A 16,711-nucleotide genomic window follows, 5' to 3' on the forward strand; every position below is an offset into this window, starting at 1 on the left:
CTCCCGGGCCAAACGCCAATCCCCGGACGCGGGGCCCTCGCGCCGGCCCGTCGCTCACCCGGTCACGGCACAGGCCCTCAGAAGACATGCACCTTATCGAGGTGCAGGAATGCGCGCTCCGCCAATTGCAGGCGCACGTACCGGGCACGCTCACCCGCGAGCGGAACCTGCAGCGGTCGGCCATCCGCGCCCCCGAACGTGCGGCCGGCCTGATCGTGCACGCGGCGCCAGGTCTCTCCGTCGTTCGACAGGAGTACCTGCAGCGTCCGCGAACGCTCCCGCGCGCAGTCCATGCGGTTGTAGACCCGCACCTCGTTCAGGGCCTGGATCGCCTCCAGATCCACCTGCCACCAGGGGGCGTCCTCGATGTCGGTGTGAAATCCGGGCCGACCGGTCAACGGGCCGTTCACCCCGCCCTGCGGCCCGTTCGCCACGTCGAAGTAGGACCACTCGCACAGGCTGCTCTGCGCCGCCGGCTTACCCGCGCTGATCACGCCCTCATAGTCCGGCAGGTTGATGCCGCCCCGCTTCGGCCGGCAATAGAACGCCTCGCCATGTCCCGCACCGTCGAGGCGCAGCCAGCGCAGGCGCAGATCGAAGCCCTTCAGGAAGGCGGTGACCTCGTCCAGCGTGCACCCGCCCTCGTAGAGCGGCGTCTCGCTGACCTCGATATAGACCCCGTCCAGGGCCGTCAGGGTCCGCGTCGCCCCCTGGAGCACCCGCAGGTCGGAGCCCTGCGCGTCGATCACCAGGAGGTTCGGCACCCGGTCCGGGCTGTGCTCGGCGACGATCCGATCGACGGTGGTCGTCACCATCCGTTGGGCACCGGTGTAGACGATGTGCGGGTGGTGCTCGGCATGGGCGCCGAGCGCGAGCAGGCTCGACGACTGGCCGCCGTTGCTGGCCACATTGAACAGGACTTCGTCACCGGCCCGCTCCGCGCACACCGCACGGATCGGCCGGTGGAACGGCATGCTGGCGAGGTTGGCCTCGAGGATGGCGAAGGCCGAATCGACGGGCTCGACGTACAGGCACGGGCTCGCGCCGCTCGCCTCGTAGTCGTTCCGCTCCTGGCCCTCGTTGGCCCCGACGTGGAGAATGCTCTCCACCCAGTGGCCGTTGTGGTTCATCTGTTCCAGGGCTTCCAGCATAGTTCACTCGCAGTAGCGGATACGACATCAATCGTGCTGAGCGACGCCGTCGCCGAGCACGCTATTAGAAGGCATCAGCCTGTTTTCGTAGCCTTGATGGCCAATCCTGAAACTGTTCGTCGCGAACCGGCGAGGTGCCCCGGCATTGGGGCGAGGGCAAGGCCGCTGGCGATGCGGTGCGTTCGGCGAGCCCAATCCCGGCCGTCCCCCGGAGGGGAGGGGACCGATCGCCCACGGTATCCCTGACCGATCGGCGGCCCCATCTGGACCGCTGCCCCGGATCGGATCATCAAGGCCGGGACACAGAGAGGGGCCTGGCCGGTATCGGACAAGCGGGGACGGCTGCTCGCGGGCGGCGCAGCTCCGGCGTCCGTTCGCAGCGACCTCGGCGCGAGAACATTCAGAGCCATGCCTGTCACGATCGACGACCGCGGTGCGAACAATCAGGTCGATGCACCGGATGGGTTCCTCGAGACCTACGAGGGAACGATCACGTTCGAGGGCCACCACAACCACGTGGCGATCGGGCGTGGGTCGAGTGGCAACGGCCTGGCGATCCTGTGCCGGTCGCACGGGACGATCCATGTCGGCGACCATGTCCGCCTGGAGACGCTCCGGGTCTATCTGCTCGCCACCGCCAAGCTGATCATTGGCGAACACACCGCCTTCGTGGGTGACGCCTCGATCGCCGCGCACGAGGCGCGGGACGTCACCATCGGCCACAATTGCCTGATCGCGGGCGGGGTGAGCTTCACGGTCAGCGACATGCATTCGATCGTCGATGTGGATACCGGCGAGCGCGTGAACCCGCCCCGGCCGATCCATGTCGGGCATCGGGTCTGGCTCGGGACCCGGGCGACGCTCCTGAAAGGCACGACGATCGGAGACGGCTCGATCGTCGCCGCCAATGCCCTGGTGAGCGGCGCGGTCCCGGCCAACGTGCTCGTGGGCGGCGTTCCGGCCAAGGTCCTGCGCAGCAACGTGACGTGGCGCAACGATCTGATCTGAGGCCGGACCGATCGGCCGCCACGCCTCAGTACCGCCACCTTCCCGGGGCCAACCGTCTCCGCGCTGCAAACCGAAGGGACGCCGGTGGCTTTCTTGCACGATCTGCCGATCACCGACCTGATCGCGCATTATGGCTATCTCGCCATCTTCATCATCATCACGCTGGAGAGCGCCGGTCTGCCCCTGCCGGGCGAGACGGTCCTGCTGACCTCGGCGGCCTATGCCGGCAGCACCGGCAACATCAACATCGCCGCCGTGGTGGCGATCGCGGCGACCGCCGCCATCCTGGGGGACAATGCCGGCTACTGGGTCGGCCGCCGCTGGGGCCTGCCGCTGCTGCTCCGGAAAGGCCACCTCATCGGCCTCGACCACGGCCGGCTCAAGCTCGGCCAGTATCTCTTCCGCCGGCACGGCGGGAAGATCGTGTTCTTCGGCCGCTTCACCGCGATGCTGCGTGCCTACGCGGCGGTGCTGGCCGGCGTGAACAAGCTCGATGCGCGCCGCTTCATGGCCTTCAACGCCCTGGGCGGCGTGGCCTGGGCGGCGATCATGGGCTTCGGCGCCTACCTGTGCGGACGGTCGATCGAGAACGTCATGGGGCCGGTCGGCCTCGGCCTGCTGGCCTTCGTCCTGCTCGGGGCGGTGGCGCTGTGGCTGTTCATGCGCCGGCACGAGGCCCGCCTGATGGTCGCCGCCGAGGCCGCGATCCCGGGCCCGCTCACGGAGGGGTCGACGCCGGCTTCCGCAGCGCCCCAGGGCGGCCGGGATGAGACGCCGGCGACGCCGTTGCAGCGCGGCCGTTCGGCGCAGCAGGACTTCGAGGACCAGATGGCCATGCTCCTCAGCCAGGAGACGGCCATCCCCGCTGGGGGCGCTCCGGCCGCCGAGCGGAGCCCCGCCAAGGCCGTGCCCTGGTGGTTCAAGGCCCCCCTCTGTCTCCTCCTGGCGACCGTCGGCATGGCGGCGGCGTCGTGGCGCGATGGCGTGACGGGCGGCCTCTACGGATACCTCGCCGGCCAGGTCGGCATCCTCGGCGTCGGGCTCATCCTGGCCGTGCCCGCTCTCCTCTTGCTGGTGCTCCGCCAGCGCCTGCGACGCCCGCGTCCGGCCACGGACGCCGGTGCAGGACTCCCCGGATCGACCGGCTTGGCGGCCTGACGTCGCCCCCGGACGATCCCACGCATCCCCCTCGTCCTGAGGCGCCCGAGCGCAGCGGCGGCCTCGAAGGAACCCTCCGGCCGGCCGGCGCGGGCCTCTCGGGATGAGGCAGTGGCTCGGATCACCCTCCGCCCCGGACGGGCCGGCCTATCCGTCCGCGCGGCGTCGACCGTACCCGATAGTCGGGACGAGGCCCTAGCTCTCGTCCGATGCGTCGTCGGTCGGGGCTTCGTCGTCCGACTGGGCCGGCGTGGCGATGACGTAGAAGTCGCCCCTGCGCACCGCCTCGCCCCCGGTGACCATCATGCTGAGATACGTGTTCAGCGTGTTCGCCGCCACGTCGGGCAGGCGCCGCTCAATCTCGGCGTGCGACAGGCCCTGCGCCCCCGTCTCTTCCAGAAGCGCCTTCAACCGCCCCTTCGCGGAGTTGGTCCGGGGCCCGCGGCTGCCGCGGCCGGTGGCCCGCCGGGGGCGGCCGGGGGCCTCGTCCGAGGGCTCGGGACCGGAAAAGGCGTCCGTCTCCTCCGGCACGGCGCCCTCGACGATCACCGCCAGGGATCGCTCCGCCGTCCGGAGCTTGTTCAGCTCGGTCTGGATGCGCTCGTACTCGGCCTGAAGATCAGCCCGCCGCTGACGCACATCAGCCAGGGCCTTCGCCAGCGTGTCGTCTCCTGCCATCGTCCCGTTCTCGAAAAGCTGTAGCGGAGAAGGGCTTGGCCATAAGCCGTTCGCAACGTCAATCGGTCTGCGCGAGGACGGGCAACAATCGGACGGCGCCCGCGCAGCCCGGACGGCCCCGGCCGGAACGGCCTCTCACCGTCCCGCACCAAAGTCCGGGGGGGCGACCTGTACGGCCTCCGCGGCCCGCAACGGCTCGAGCGCGGCCGCGTATCCCGGCAGCGCGTGGAACGCGTCATGCGCCGCCTCACTCCCGAAAACGACGGTGAAGGCATGCGTGAAGCCCTGCACCCGGACCTGCGGATCCGCTTCCGGACCGAACGCGATCGAGTCGACCTCCCCGACTTGGTCGCACAGCGCGATCAGCGACAGGAGGACGGCATCGCACGCGGGCGGCGGCGTGCGGTGGTCGAAGCGCAGAAGGAGGGTGTGGCGGATCATCGGGCCACCCCGGTTTCAACGCCGGCCGGGGCCGATATCCCGGGCCGGGCGGCCCCTCTCCGATCCTGTTGGCGGCGCACGCATTCCCCCTGTCGCCGAGGCCGGACCGACGGCGTCGAACCGCGGCCGTTCCTCACGAAATCTCTCGGTGCGATTGTGCGGAGGCCGGACAACACCCGTAGCAGTCTCGAACGTCCTTAAAGCGCGCTCCGCCGACGTGGCAACCGGCCCGGCGGCGGTGCGTGCGTCCGACGGCCCGGCGCCGGGCGTCAGTGCCGCCAGCAGACGCCCGCGCGCACGACCCGGGCCGGGTTGCCGACGATCAGGCTGTTGGGCCCGAAGCTGCCGGTGACGATCGAGCCGGCGCCGACGACCGAGTCGCGGCCGATGTTCGCGCCCTTCAGCACCATCGCCCGGGCCCCGACCCAGACATGCTCGTCGACCCGGATATCCCGGGCCAGGTTGATGCGCTCGCCGGTGGCGACGTCGAAGATCCCGTGGAAGTCCGAGGCGCTGAAGACCGTGTCGCCGGCGATGAGGCAGCGCGCGCCGATGCTGATCCGGCCGCCCTCGTGCGTGCTGAGGTTCACGATGCCGGCGAAGCCGACCTCGCGTCCGATGTCGATCCGTGCGCCCTCGCCGAACGCGTTCAGGCTGAGCCGGCCGATGACGCAGTCCGGACCGATCGTGACCGTGGCGTGCGAGCCGACCGCGAGGGCGATGTCGCCGCTGGTCACCGGCCCGTCGATCTCGACGCGGCCCCCCTCGCCGGTGAACAGGATGCTGCCCGTGGAGTAGCGCCGGAATTTCTCGGACAGCACGAGGGTGTTGGCGCTGAGGTTGCCTTTGATCTCGACCGTCATGCCAACCTGTTCCCGGCGCGGGGCGTGCGCGGAGATTGGTCTAGGGCCCTGCCGGTCCATGGGGCAATGATATGTCTGCCCGGGCGAGGCCGCGCCGCCACGGATCGGGCATTGTGATCGGGGGTGATTCGCGGCATCAGTCGCGGAAGACCATCGCAGTCCGGGCCGTTGGAATCGCCGTGAGCAGTCTGAAATTCGGAACCAGTGGCCTGCGCGGCCTCGTGACGGATCTCGTCGGCGGGCCGAGCTACGCCTACGCCCGCGCGTTCTTCCGATCGGTCCCGGCCGAGGGCGGCCGTCGCGAAGTCGTGATCGGGCGCGACCTGCGCGACAGCAGTCCGGGCATCGCCGCGACGGTGGCGGCCGCGGCGGCGGCGGCCGGCTTCACGGCGATCGATTGCGGCGCGCTGCCGACGCCGGCGCTTGCCCTCGAGGCGATGCGGCGCGGCGCCTGCGCGGTCATGGTCACGGGCAGCCACATCCCGGAGGACCGCAACGGCCTCAAATTCTACCGGCCCGACGGCGAGATCACCAAGACCGACGAGGCGGCCATCCTGGCGGCCCTCGGCGACGTCGCGGCCGTCGGCGCGGTGCCGGACTCGCCCCCGGCCGCGCCCGAACCCGGCGCCGTCGCGCGCTACCGCCAGCGCTACGGCGAAGCCTTCGCGCCCGATATCCTGGAGGGCCTGCGCATCGCGGTCTACCAGCAGAGTTCGGTCGCCCGCGACCTGCTGGCCGACCTGCTCGCCGGGTTCGGGGCGCGGGTGACGCCGATCGGCCGGTCCGACACCTTCGTGCCGATCGACACCGAGGCGCATCGCCCGGAGGACATCGCCTTCATCGCCGAGGTCATGGCGGCCGGCGCCTACGACGCCCTCGTGACCACGGACGGCGACGCCGACCGGCCCCTGATCGCGGACGGCGCGGGGCGGATCCTGCGGGGCGACGTGCTCGGGCTGATCACGGCGCGGTTCCTCGATGCCGATGCGGTCGTGGTGCCGGTCACCGCCGGCTCGGCCCTCGAGCGGTCGGGCGGCTTCCGGCAGGTCGTGCGCACCAGGGTGGGGTCGCCCTACGTCATCGCCGGCATGGAGCAGGCGAGGGCCGCCGGGGCGGGGACCATTGTCGGCTTCGAGGCGAATGGCGGCTTCCTGCTCGGCGCGGATGTCGCCCGCGACGGCCGGATCCTCCCCGCCCTGCCGACGCGGGACGCGATGCTGCCGATCCTGGCCACGCTCGCCGCCGCGCGCGCGGCTGGGACGTCGCTGGCGGATCTCGTGACGTCGCTCGATGCGGGCGAGATGGCGAGCGACCGGCTGCCCGACACGCCCTCGGAGCGGAGCGGCGCCTTCCTCGAACGGCTCCGCGAGGCCGCGTTCCGGGCCGACTTCCTGCGACCGGTTGGCGTGCCGCAGGACATCGACCAGCAGGACGGGATCAGGATCGGGCTGGACCAGGGCCGGACCATCCATTTCCGCGCGTCGGGCAACGCGCCCGAATTGCGCTGCTACGCGGAGGCCAGGACGGCGCGGGACGCCCAGGATCTCGTCCGGTGGGGGCTCGGGGCCGCCGCCGCCGCGATGGCGGATCGGGCCGGGCGGACGTGACGGCCGCAGCCGGTCCGGTCCGGGGCATGGCCGCATAGGCGGTCCCCGCCCCGCGGCCGGCTTGAGCGCGCGCAGCCCGGGTCGGGCCGTTCCGCGGGCTGCACCGGCAGGGATCCGATCGCGCGGCCGATGTCATCGCGCCCGTCATGGCCCCTCCCGCCTCTGTCGCATGAGGGCCGGTCGGGCAGGTCCCGACCCTGCACCCGAACGCGGGTTGCGCAACGGTGCGGTCAGAATCGGAGCGGCACCGATACCGTTCTCGACGCATCCTCCGAGGCCGTTGCGGCGCCGCGATACACGGATCGTCTCGTCCAGCGCAGGCGCATGATTTCGCATCGACAGATCGTGCGCAGTCCACGATCATCTCCCTGATGCGTGGCGTGCCGTCCCTCGAATCGCAAGGAGCCTCTTCCGCGACGATATCCGAGGTCTCCGGCGCGTAAGTCGCCCGTTTGGTGCGCCGGGGAGACCAGATCGAGGGGTTGAGAACCCGATCCCTCGCCCGCGGGCCCCGTGAGCGACGGTCGGGACCGGCTAATACGAGTTGCCCATGTCCGATCTTCTCCTCAGCATCTGTCTGCCAACCTACAACCGGGCAGACTTCCTCGCGTATCTGCTCGGCCAAGCCGCCGAGACCTGGACGTTCAGCTTTCCCTACGAGATCCTCATCACCGACAACGCCTCGACCGACGATACCGAGGCGGTCGTGCGCAAGCACGCCGGTCTCGGTCTACCGATCCGCTACTATCGTCAAACCGAGAACAAGGGCGGCGGCCCGAACCTGCTCACGGCCTTTCATCGCGCCAGCGGGCGCTACGTCCTGTACCTCGCCGACGACGATCTCCTGGACCCGGCCGCCGTCGAGGAGGCGATGGCCTTCCTGACAGCCCATCCGGACGTTCGGGCCGCGTATGCCCCGTGGCAGCTCTACGACGATGTCGCTAAGCGGGCCGTCGGCGACTTCTTCACCATCGACAGGGACGTGCTCTACGGACCTGGCCAGGAGGGCGAACTCCTCAACCTGATCATCGAACGCCACATCTTTCCGGAGATCGTCATCTACCGTGCCGACGCCGTACGCCGCATCATGGCATGGCCGCGTTTCTGTTTCTGGGCGTTCGTATTCCTTGCCGGCACGATCGGACAGGGACAGATCGCCTTCCTGAAGGCGCCCTACTATCGCTCGGTGGTCAACACGTCGGTCCGGGCGAACCGGGATCAGGCCGGTATCGAGGAGGTGATGACCGGATGGGACACCTATCGCGGCGGCCTCGAATATTTTGTCTACACGATACTCCAGCGCAACGGCGTGTCGCTCGCGGATGAGAACCGGAAAGCCGTTCAGGAGATGATCGACCAGTTCATCGCCGAACGGATGAAGGTCGCCTTGCGGCTCTGGCTGGAGCGCGGCGACTACATGAACGCGCATGACATCGCCTGCCGCCTGGCCTATCGCGACCCTGCCCTGGTGCGCGACATACCCGGGATGGAGCGCCTGCCCCTGATGCTCGTCATGCAGAAGCTGGCACGCTTTGCCAACGCGGTCGGCGGGGTCGAGCGCCTGGAACTCGTCGGGGTCGCCGAGGCCGCTCACCTCATGCCGCTCCTGCGCCAAGCCGGCCTCGAAGAGCGCATCGCGCTGAACGCCGGCGCCAGCCCGCCGGAGGATGCCCTGCCCGAGCACACCATCGTCTTCCTGGCCCGGGATTCGGACCGGCAGACCTGCCTGGATCGGGGCTACGCGCCGAACCTCGTGATCAGCGAGCCCGAACTCTTGACGGGGCTGTACCCGCCGGCCTGAGAACCGGCGGGCATCCAGCCGGCGAGGCTGGGATCGGCCGGAAAACAGGCGCGAAAATGCGCGAGGCTGCCCTTGGCGGCAGCCAGCGAGGCCACGAGCCGCACGGCCCCCTCGCTCATCAGTTCGGCAACCGAGGACTCGAACCAGGCCCGCGCGTCGAGGCCGAGAATCTCGTGAAACGGGCGGCTGCGTTTCGTGCCCGACAGAGCGGCCCGGTAGGCATCCGCCAAAGCGAGCGCGGTGGCCGCCGGGCTATGGCGCCGGGCCGCCTCGATCCGGGCCGCAGCGCTCAACCGCGCGAGGCGGGCGGGCGCGGCCGACAGTTCGGCGATGGTCGCGACGAAGTCCTCGCCCGACCGGACGACGCGGCCGGTCTCACCGTCCGAGACGATCGCCGCCTCGGCCGGATTGCCCCAGACGATCGGGACGGCCCCCGCCGACATGGCCTCGACGAGGGCGTTCTCGCCGGTGCCGTAATGCCCCGGCGCGAGGAGGTAGACGAAGAGGTCGAGGTCAGCCAGCACATTGGCCGGCCTGTCGGCATAGCCTTCGAAACGCACGCGCCCCGGTCGGCGCATCGCGGCCGCCCGGGCGGCGACGGGACCCTGCGGATCGTGCTCCCCCCATAGGCCGACATTGATCGGGCTCTCGACCGCGTCGAGGAAATCGAAGAGCCGCGGATGCAGCTTCACGAAGTCGAGGGTCCCGATATACCCGCAGCGCAGCGGCGTTCCGGGCGTCCGGTCCGCCCGCACGATGCCGTCGAAGCCGAAGCCGCTGTTGGCGACGCCGAAGGCACCGGGCCTCGCCCGGATCTCGCCCTTGAGGTTCGGCGCGTCGAGGGAGCAGGGCGACGTGAACAGCACGTGGTCCGCGGTCTCGACCAGACGTCGGGGGATGAGCGGTGCGGCGAGCCCGGAGATGTGTGTCCAGAGCACGAGCCGCAGCGCCGGCAGAACCTCGGAGGCGAGCAGACCGTAGAGGCGCGGATGGTTCCACCACTCGATCTGGACGATATCCGCCTCGGCGGCGAGGGCGGCGATCTCGGCTGGAGCCGGCGACACGTGGAGCTCGCAACCACTCGCCCGGACGCGCTCGGCATAGGTCGTGTCGCGCGGCGCCTCCAAGAGGACGTAGCTGCGCCGGATCGAAGACCCGTCCCGCCGCTCCGCCTCCATCACGGTCGCGTGCGCCTTGCCGACGCCGCCGCCGAGATGGGGCGCGATGTGGAGGATCCTCACGCGGCGATCACAGGCGGCGGGCCCGACACGGCCAGAGCAGCCCGGAACCGCTCGAGGATCTGGGGCCGATGCGCGTCGATGTTGTCGGGCAGGCAATGGCTCAATTGCCCGCACGCGTTGCAGACGGCGTTCTCGCAGCGCCGGCCTTCGAGATGCTGCAACCGCAGGTCATTCAGGGCATCCGATGACCAGATCGCCCGCAGCGAGTCCCGCCGCACGTCGCCGACGACGAGCTTACGGCCCCAGTCGAGAAAGCAGGAGCTGACCAAGCCGTCGGCGTTCACCGAGATGCTGTAAAAGATGTAGGGACAGGTGTCGGTCTGGGAGATCGGCTGCTGGTAGATGCCGCCGGTGATCTTGATACCCGTATGGGCCTCGATGTCGAATTCCGGCCAGCACGGGGCAAAGTTCTCGATGAAAATGCGGTCGCAATGGTCGCCGAAGGTGTCGTAGAATTCCTGGCGCTGCGCCTGCGTGATCAACTCACCGGGGATCTTGACGACGACCTCGCACTGACCCTTGTTGGCATAGAGCCACTTCATGTTCTCGACGAAGCGATCGAAATCGAAGTCGAAGCCCGTGAAGGTGCGATACTGGGCGTTCGTCATCCCATCGACGGAGATGTTGATCTTGTCGAGCCCCGCTTCGAGCACCGGGCCGACGCGGTCCGGCGTCAGAAACGTCCCGTTCGTGGTCGTGTCGATGTACTCGACCCGCCCGCTCGCCTTCGCGTAGGCGATCATGTCGGCGAGCCGTTTGTTCAGGAAGGGCTCGCCGTCCTTGTATAGGCGCAGCACCCGGATCGGCTTCTCGAACTCGCTGAGATCGTCGATAATCTTGGTGAAGACCTCGTAGCGCATCGCGCCCTGATAGCGCCCCGTGTCGCGGATCATGTCACGGTGACCGGTCGGGCAGAACGTGCACTGAAAGTTACAGGCGCTCGCCGGATCAACGAAGACCACGAACGGGGTCGCCAATGGAATAACCGTCTCGAGCGGCGTGCGTCCCTCAAGATTGATGCGCGGCTTGATCTGGGCTTTCATGAGCGCTCTACCTTGTTTCCCGACCGGGCCTCGACGTCGCAGATCCCGATGATTGCGGCTAGATCACCCAGCCACCACTACGCACAGCCGAAATCCAATAGGCACCACGGCTAAACCCATTGATTTCGTATAAATTCGGTTACCGAATCGTTACCGCTCCGCCGGAACAGACGAATTTTATGAGGCGGCGCGATCGCGATGCGTGGACGGCCAAAACCTGGCCTCGCCGACCGGAGGCCCGTCGCGCGTCCTTGATGAACGCTTCGGCCCTCCGGCGGCAGTCGCGCGCCGCGCGGCGGATACGATGGACGGAAGGCGTGTCCCTGTGATCGGCATCGCCGCAGCGCCGGCGAAGCGCTCGGCCGTGTCGATGGGGAGCGGCTCCGGACATCGGCACCCCGTGGCACCGGTGCTCCGGACGCATCCCGGTCCGGAGCGGTGCTTATACCGGACCCTGATGCGCCCGGCTCATCGAGGTCCGCCCCCGCGACGGCGCGGCGGGGGCCGTCCGCCGGACCTCACCGATCCCGGCCATCGGCCGGGACCAGCGACACGCGGTCTGCGGCGTATCAGAGCCGGTGACGTGCGAAGAGCGTGAGGCCCTCGCCGAATAGGGCATGCGCGTGCAACGTCACATCGAAGCAGCCGAACGATGCGAGGTAAGGCGGGATCTTCAGGTACGAAACTTCGTCATGCGACAGGTTCACGAGCAGGTCGCAGGGCACGTCGCGCAACAGGCGCTCGGCACCGCGCAGGGCCGGGAACTCTGCGCTCTCGACGTGCAGCTTGATCAGGACCCGACCGCCGCCGGCCGCATCCCGACCGAACAGGGTCTCGTCGAGGGTGTCCAACGTGCAGGTCTGAACCGGCATGACGGCCGGGTGGGCGACACGGGCGTCCACCAGGCGCGCGGAGAAGAGGCCATTGGCCAGGAACGGTTCGGTCCCCTCACGATCGCTGACGGCCTCCCGGCGCAGATCGAAGACGCCATCCGCCCCAGTGTCGACCTCCGGCATCCGCGCGGCGCAGACCTGGAAGCGCCTCGGATCGGGCTCCAGGGCGACGAAACGCGAGAAGGTGACGCCGGAGCGGGCAAGGCTGGCGGGTAGGCTGAGATCGTAGGAGCCGCAATCGTAGACACACCGGTAATGCGTGCCGGCCCGCCCGCGCAGGCGCAGATCGTATTTCCCGTCCTCCCGACAGATCGGGTAATCGCTCACCAGACGACGCTCGTAGCGCCAGGCGCTCGCCGCCTCGCAGATGCCGCGGGAGACCGCATCGGCGTAAGCGTCCGGAAGCCGGGCGACGTCGGCCAGGATGTCCGGCGGCGGGGACAGGTTGCGCCAGCCGTTGGTGAATGTCTCGGGCGTGTACTCTTCGAGCAGGTCGTAGGCCGTCAGAATCTCGGCTTGGCCGACCTGCTCGAGGCAGGCGCGGATATCCCGGGCGGACATCTTGAAGGCACTGACGAGATAGGCCACGCCCGCGACGGGATGATGTCCGGCCAGATCGCGTATGGCGATACCGCGCAGCGTCCCGGTCTTGTGCGAATCCAGTATGAATTCGGGGCGCGCCACGTGATCGGGCCACAGATCGAGCGCCATCTCACAGAGTTGCCCGGCGCCGATGAGGGCATAACGCCCGCCCCGCAACGTGCGCTTCAGCGCGACCTCGGAAATCGTCATGCCCTGGCACTCAATGCAAAGTCGATCCGCGCGACGCGGCGGCCTCACAGGGCCGCATGGATATCCCACCACTGCGTCCGAGGCGCGAGACGTCGGCCGGCTCGATCCCGCACGGTCCGCGCATAGTGCTCGATGAAGTCGTCCTTCGGTCGCCACGGGCCGGGAAGGGCATCGGCATAGGGGCCGGACGCGCCCGGCGGAAAGTTCGCCCCGGTGGTCTCATCGCGGAGGCTCGGGACGATCGACTGATCGGACAGCTTGAAGGCCGTGTACCCGGCGGCGCCCAATGTGGAAATGTAGTCAAATCCGAAGCGGCAATCTTCGACGCTCACGAAAGCCGGACGTTCAGCCAGTTGGTCGAGCTGGCAAAGGGCCGTCAGATCGGCGCCCTCGATATCGATCTTGAGATAGTACGGCACTCCGAACGCCGCACATAGATCCCGGAGGTTGATCGTCTCGATCGGCATGGCTTCGACGCGACTGTCCTCGCGGCCTGCCCAGCCCGCGTCGATGCTGCTCCAGTGATCGTTGTCGGCATTCACGTAGAACGTCACCGACCCCGGCTCGTCCCAGACCGCGCGATTCAGAACGGCAAGCCTGCGCGCCGAAATCTCGGCCGCGAAGCGCCGCTCCGCGGCCTTTACCAAGGCGGGATTGGCCTCGACAGCCACCACTCTGAAGCCCTGCCTGAGATAGTAGGCGGTGTCGTCGCCGTTGTTCATGCCCAGGTCGACGACCAACCGATCAGCATTGGAACGTTGCATGGGCGCACACGGCTTTCCTGTGAAGTCACGCACCGGCTTCGCCCCGCGTCGCATGCGAGCGTCGGATGGACGGGCGCGCGGCCCGGACCCTCCGCACATCATCTCCCGGCCACCCGGCCGCCGGAGGCGCCGCCGCGCGCGGCCGAACCGGGCAGGTCTCTCGAACCTCGTTCCGAACCCGGCGATCGCGTTCGGCTCAGCCCCGCAAAGAGATCCGACGTTCAGGGCCTTCCGACGCGCCGATCCTCATGCCGCGAGCGCCGGCCGCCCGTCCCGACCGTGAGCCTGATCCATGATGGCGCCGATCCGCTCGCCGACGGCGATCGCGATCGCCACCGAGGCCGGCCCTTCCAAACCCTGCCGGCAGATCCGGCCGAGGACGTCGGTCACCCGCTGCTCCATGGCACCGAGGATCGCCGCGGCCGCCTGCGGCTGCGCACCGCGGAGCACGGCCGCGAGGTCGCAATATGCGTCGTGAAGAAGCTGCAGCGTCAGGCGCTCGACCGCTTGCTCGTCCTCCTCCGTCAAGACACGCATCAGGCGACTCTCCCGCTCGTCGCCGAGAGACTCGCCCGGAGCCGTTAACAAGACGTAAAGGGGCGGGCCGGGAGGGCGGGATCGGCTAACCATGCCGGTGCGCCATGCGCCCGACGGGACTGTCTCCGGAGCACGGCCGCGTCGCGCCGGCGGCAGGGTTACGTCGTCGCATGGCCGAACTTGCCGGAGCGCGTCGCGTAGGCGATCGCGTGGAACGCGGCGGGCCCTCGATCCGTCGGACCCATGACACCCTCCACCGTGGAAGCATCGCCATGCGCATCCTCATCGCCGCCGCCCTTTGCCTGTCACCGGCCGTCGCCACGCCCGTCCTGGCTCAGGTGCAGCAGAACAATCCCAATGGCGCGAACCAATCGATGGAGCGCACCAGCCAGTTGCGCGCCCTGCAGCAGGACCAGACCACCCAGACCGACATGCTCCGCATGGACAGCCAGCGGAACCTGGCCGCGGAGCCGGCCCCGAATACCGGCCCGAACGCGATCGGCCCCATCGGCCGTACGGGGGTGATCGGACGGTAAGGGCCGCGCCCTCGGGAAGCCGGCTCCGGGGCGGGCGCCTCAGCCGGCCGTCCCGCTCTGTCTCGGGTGCAACCACGGCATCCGCCTGACGGGGCGGATCGGAGGGCGGATGGGCGGCACGGCTTCGCCCCATCGGCAGGCAGATTGGCTTTGAAGAGGCTTGGATCGGCGTGCTTCAGTCACGGAGATGCCGCACGCACACATCAACCCCGCATCGACCTTGCGCGCGGTCGGCGTCTCAACGGGAGGGCGGAACACGCTTTCCCGTGCCCGGACGACGTCCCGTCCGACGCGGATCTGCAGCGTCCCGTCAGGGGCCATCTTCGTGCTGATGAAACTCTGCCCTGGCCGGCAAAAAGTAACCGTCTCCTCTGCGCCCGCTTTGTCGGCCCCGGCGGACGCGATGATCGTCGCCATACGCATCGCACGGGGCTTTCATCGTGAACTCAATTTTTGCGATTACTTCCGATCAATCCTGAGATATCGTTTCGGCTGAATATGATATCACACTGTTCCAAGGGGATTTCGGAAATCCTGACTGGAACCTTACCAGCGGCCCAGTTGAAATAGTATGTCTCGCTATAGTCGTTGTGCACAGCGTATGCCAGAAACCCGTGCGATTTCAACGTGTCGAAAATGTAGTTCCGGTCTTCTGATTCTGACGCTATCTCGCAGATAATTTTGAGATCTTTGGGAAATAATTCTATATTTGACATTATATCCCGCAAAACTTCGGCTTCCGCTCCCTCGATATCAATTTTGATCAATGATATTTTGCTTAGTTTATCGTGAGAAATAATATGTGTGATTGGCTTGGCCGCCACCTTGCCGATCGACGTAAATCCCCTTTTGCTGACTGTTGTACTTTCACCGAGGCTTTTCTGAGGGCCTGTAAAAAATTCGATCTCTTTCTCTAGATCACTGACCGCGATATTTATTGTCGTAACATTGTCGACAGAGTTGAGTTCGACATTTTTATTTAGCAGCCGAAATATATTAGGGTGCGCTTCGATCGAAATAACTTCTCCAGTTCGTCCAACTATCTTGCTTGCAAGCAATGTATAGTATCCAATATTTGCACCAACATCGACAAACAAATCGCCCGGTTTCAGCATTTTTGAAATGGCTGCCGAGACATCCGGCTCCCAAACGCCAAAGTTAAATATCGCCCGCTGAATGAAGTCAGTTGTGTTAGTATATATTTTGAAACCATATCTTGTTTGTGTTATAAATGATATTCCTGTTCTTTTAAGAAAATAGTTTATCAGTAGATATAAATTTTTCTTTCCGAAGGGAGCATTTCTATAAATCACCTCCAGCATTCGCATCTTGCCTCAGTTACAGCATCGGACATAAGAGGCAGCATATTGCGTATTTCACTCAACATTGCAAGCAACAGTTCAATTATTCAGGAGCCTATTTGAGCGTCTCAAACAGCCGTCCCGATCTGTCGCGCGTGCGAGCCCGAATTCCACCCGGCCGTCCGGGCGCACCTGCCGCGGCCGGGCGCGTGCCTGGCACCTGCGGGTCGGCGGCCCTCGGCGGGCGTTGCCTGCGGGCTGTCCGCGGCGCTGGATCGACACGAGTCCGTTCGCGGATCTGATACGGGTTCCGACCCGGCGACAGCGTTGCGGACGCCGGCCGGAACCACGGCGGGCGATCATCGAACGCGCATCCGGCTGACTCAGCCATCGGAGCGGGCTCTTACGCGAGTGCGCCGGACGCCTCGGCTGCATCGCCCGTCGCGGGGCCACCGACGCTCTCAACAATCCTGCCGGGAGGGCAAGCGCTCAGAGGTCCGGGATGCGCCGCCCCTTCACGACCACCCGCGGCCAGCGATCCAGGCCGATGGGCATCAGGACGGCGATCTGATGCGGTACCTCGGCGTCGCCCAGGAGGCTCCTGAGCGAGATCCGGCAGGCCTCCTCGAGTTCGGCCCGGCTGCGTGCGCCGGACGTCTTGATGTCGGCGATCAGAAGGGCTGCGATCTCCTGGGCGAAAGCATCCTCATCCCACATGCCACTCTCCCACTTCGATGCGGAGCAGCATAAGTCCGCGGGGCCTTTCCCGGTATCGGTACAGACTTGCGCGCCCGCGCATTGACTGTGGATACTTGCACCGCCGGATCGCGGGATTGCCGAACCTTTCCAGGGTCACTGATCGCGGCCCGCGGGAATCCGACGCTTCGCGGGGCCCCC

Annotated in this window: 15 protein-coding genes and 1 pseudogene; 5 read left to right on the plus strand and 11 right to left on the minus strand. The window is 67.4% G+C overall.

The features are described 5' to 3' along the window. Window positions 1-77: 77 nt before the first annotated feature. Window positions 78-1,151, minus strand: a complete 1,074-nt coding sequence (locus AC3IF3_RS22335; protein WP_243967677.1) for an FkbM family methyltransferase — start codon at window positions 1,149-1,151, stop codon at window positions 78-80. Between the two features lie 408 nt (window positions 1,152-1,559). Here AC3IF3_RS22335 and AC3IF3_RS22340 point away from each other — a divergent pair, with 408 nt between their 5' ends. Together AC3IF3_RS22340 and AC3IF3_RS22345 are read left to right on the plus strand one after the other, a co-directional pair. Further along, window positions 1,560-2,159, plus strand: coding sequence for an acyltransferase (locus tag AC3IF3_RS22340; protein ID WP_489218256.1), 600 nt, complete (start codon window positions 1,560-1,562; stop codon window positions 2,157-2,159). A gap of 84 nt (window positions 2,160-2,243) precedes the next feature. Further along, window positions 2,244-2,882: pseudogene (locus AC3IF3_RS22345) on the plus strand (DedA family protein); the annotation flags it as partial. A 630-nt stretch (window positions 2,883-3,512) separates the two neighbouring features. On the opposite strand, the gene AC3IF3_RS22350 reads toward AC3IF3_RS22345, so the two are convergent. From AC3IF3_RS22350 to AC3IF3_RS22360, 3 genes are all read right to left on the minus strand, one after another. Then, entirely contained in the window at window positions 3,513-3,995 is a 483-nt protein-coding gene (locus tag AC3IF3_RS22350; protein ID WP_243967673.1) for a hypothetical protein, read from the minus strand. A 135-nt stretch (window positions 3,996-4,130) separates the two neighbouring features. Further along, the gene (locus tag AC3IF3_RS22355; RefSeq protein ID WP_243967672.1) at window positions 4,131-4,436 is read right to left on the minus strand and encodes a Dabb family protein; all 306 of its coding nucleotides are present in this window, start codon (window positions 4,434-4,436) and stop codon (window positions 4,131-4,133) included. 269 nt (window positions 4,437-4,705) lie between these two features. Further along, complete coding sequence (locus AC3IF3_RS22360) at window positions 4,706-5,299, minus strand: acyltransferase (RefSeq protein WP_489230361.1); 594 nt, start codon at window positions 5,297-5,299, stop codon at window positions 4,706-4,708. Between the two features lie 179 nt (window positions 5,300-5,478). On the opposite strand from AC3IF3_RS22360, the gene AC3IF3_RS22365 reads away from it, so the two are divergent. Beyond that, the gene (locus tag AC3IF3_RS22365) at window positions 5,479-6,906 is read left to right on the plus strand and encodes a phosphohexomutase domain-containing protein (protein WP_489230362.1); all 1,428 of its coding nucleotides are present in this window, start codon (window positions 5,479-5,481) and stop codon (window positions 6,904-6,906) included. A gap of 550 nt (window positions 6,907-7,456) precedes the next feature. After that, window positions 7,457-8,707: a glycosyltransferase family 2 protein gene (locus AC3IF3_RS22370; RefSeq protein ID WP_489230363.1), complete on the plus strand. Its 1,251-nt coding sequence runs from the start codon at window positions 7,457-7,459 to the stop codon at window positions 8,705-8,707. On the opposite strand, the gene AC3IF3_RS22375 is transcribed toward AC3IF3_RS22370, so the two are convergent. The 5 genes from AC3IF3_RS22375 to AC3IF3_RS22395 all read right to left on the minus strand — a co-directional run bounded on the left by AC3IF3_RS22375 (window position 8,644) and on the right by AC3IF3_RS22395 (window position 13,977). Continuing rightward, window positions 8,644-9,948 (minus strand): glycosyltransferase, encoded by a 1,305-nt coding sequence (locus tag AC3IF3_RS22375; protein WP_489230364.1) that lies wholly within the window; start codon window positions 9,946-9,948, stop codon window positions 8,644-8,646. The genes AC3IF3_RS22370 and AC3IF3_RS22375 overlap by 64 nt on opposite strands. Then, a complete protein-coding gene (locus AC3IF3_RS22380) occupies window positions 9,945-10,991 on the minus strand; it encodes a radical SAM/SPASM domain-containing protein (RefSeq protein ID WP_243967663.1) in 1,047 nt (348 codons plus the stop codon). The genes AC3IF3_RS22375 and AC3IF3_RS22380 overlap by 4 nt, the downstream gene beginning before the upstream one ends. Window positions 10,992-11,560: 569 nt before the next feature. Beyond that, window positions 11,561-12,676 carry a class I SAM-dependent methyltransferase gene (locus AC3IF3_RS22385; protein ID WP_489230365.1) on the minus strand — a complete coding sequence of 372 codons (1,116 nt, stop codon included), beginning with the start codon at window positions 12,674-12,676 and terminating at the stop codon, window positions 11,561-11,563. A 44-nt stretch (window positions 12,677-12,720) separates the two neighbouring features. Beyond that, on the minus strand, window positions 12,721-13,440 hold the full coding sequence (locus tag AC3IF3_RS22390) for an FkbM family methyltransferase (protein ID WP_489230366.1): 720 nt from the start codon (window positions 13,438-13,440) through the stop codon (window positions 12,721-12,723). 246 nt (window positions 13,441-13,686) lie between these two features. Beyond that, window positions 13,687-13,977: a BTB/POZ domain-containing protein gene (locus AC3IF3_RS22395; protein ID WP_243967656.1), complete on the minus strand. Its 291-nt coding sequence runs from the start codon at window positions 13,975-13,977 to the stop codon at window positions 13,687-13,689. 272 nt (window positions 13,978-14,249) lie between these two features. Between AC3IF3_RS22395 and AC3IF3_RS22400 the strand changes: the two genes are divergently transcribed. Then, complete coding sequence (locus tag AC3IF3_RS22400; RefSeq protein WP_489230367.1) at window positions 14,250-14,513, plus strand: hypothetical protein; 264 nt, start codon at window positions 14,250-14,252, stop codon at window positions 14,511-14,513. 446 nt (window positions 14,514-14,959) lie between these two features. Here the strand turns inward: AC3IF3_RS22400 and AC3IF3_RS22405 are convergent, their stop codons facing one another. Beyond that, window positions 14,960-15,835, minus strand: a complete 876-nt coding sequence (locus AC3IF3_RS22405; protein ID WP_489230368.1) for an FkbM family methyltransferase — start codon at window positions 15,833-15,835, stop codon at window positions 14,960-14,962. Window positions 15,836-16,303: 468 nt separating this feature from the next. Beyond that, window positions 16,304-16,531 carry a hypothetical protein gene (locus AC3IF3_RS22410; protein WP_489218265.1) on the minus strand — a complete coding sequence of 76 codons (228 nt, stop codon included), beginning with the start codon at window positions 16,529-16,531 and terminating at the stop codon, window positions 16,304-16,306. Window positions 16,532-16,711: the final 180 nt, after the last annotated feature.

It is taken from the genome of Methylobacterium sp. J-118, assembly GCF_057836565.1.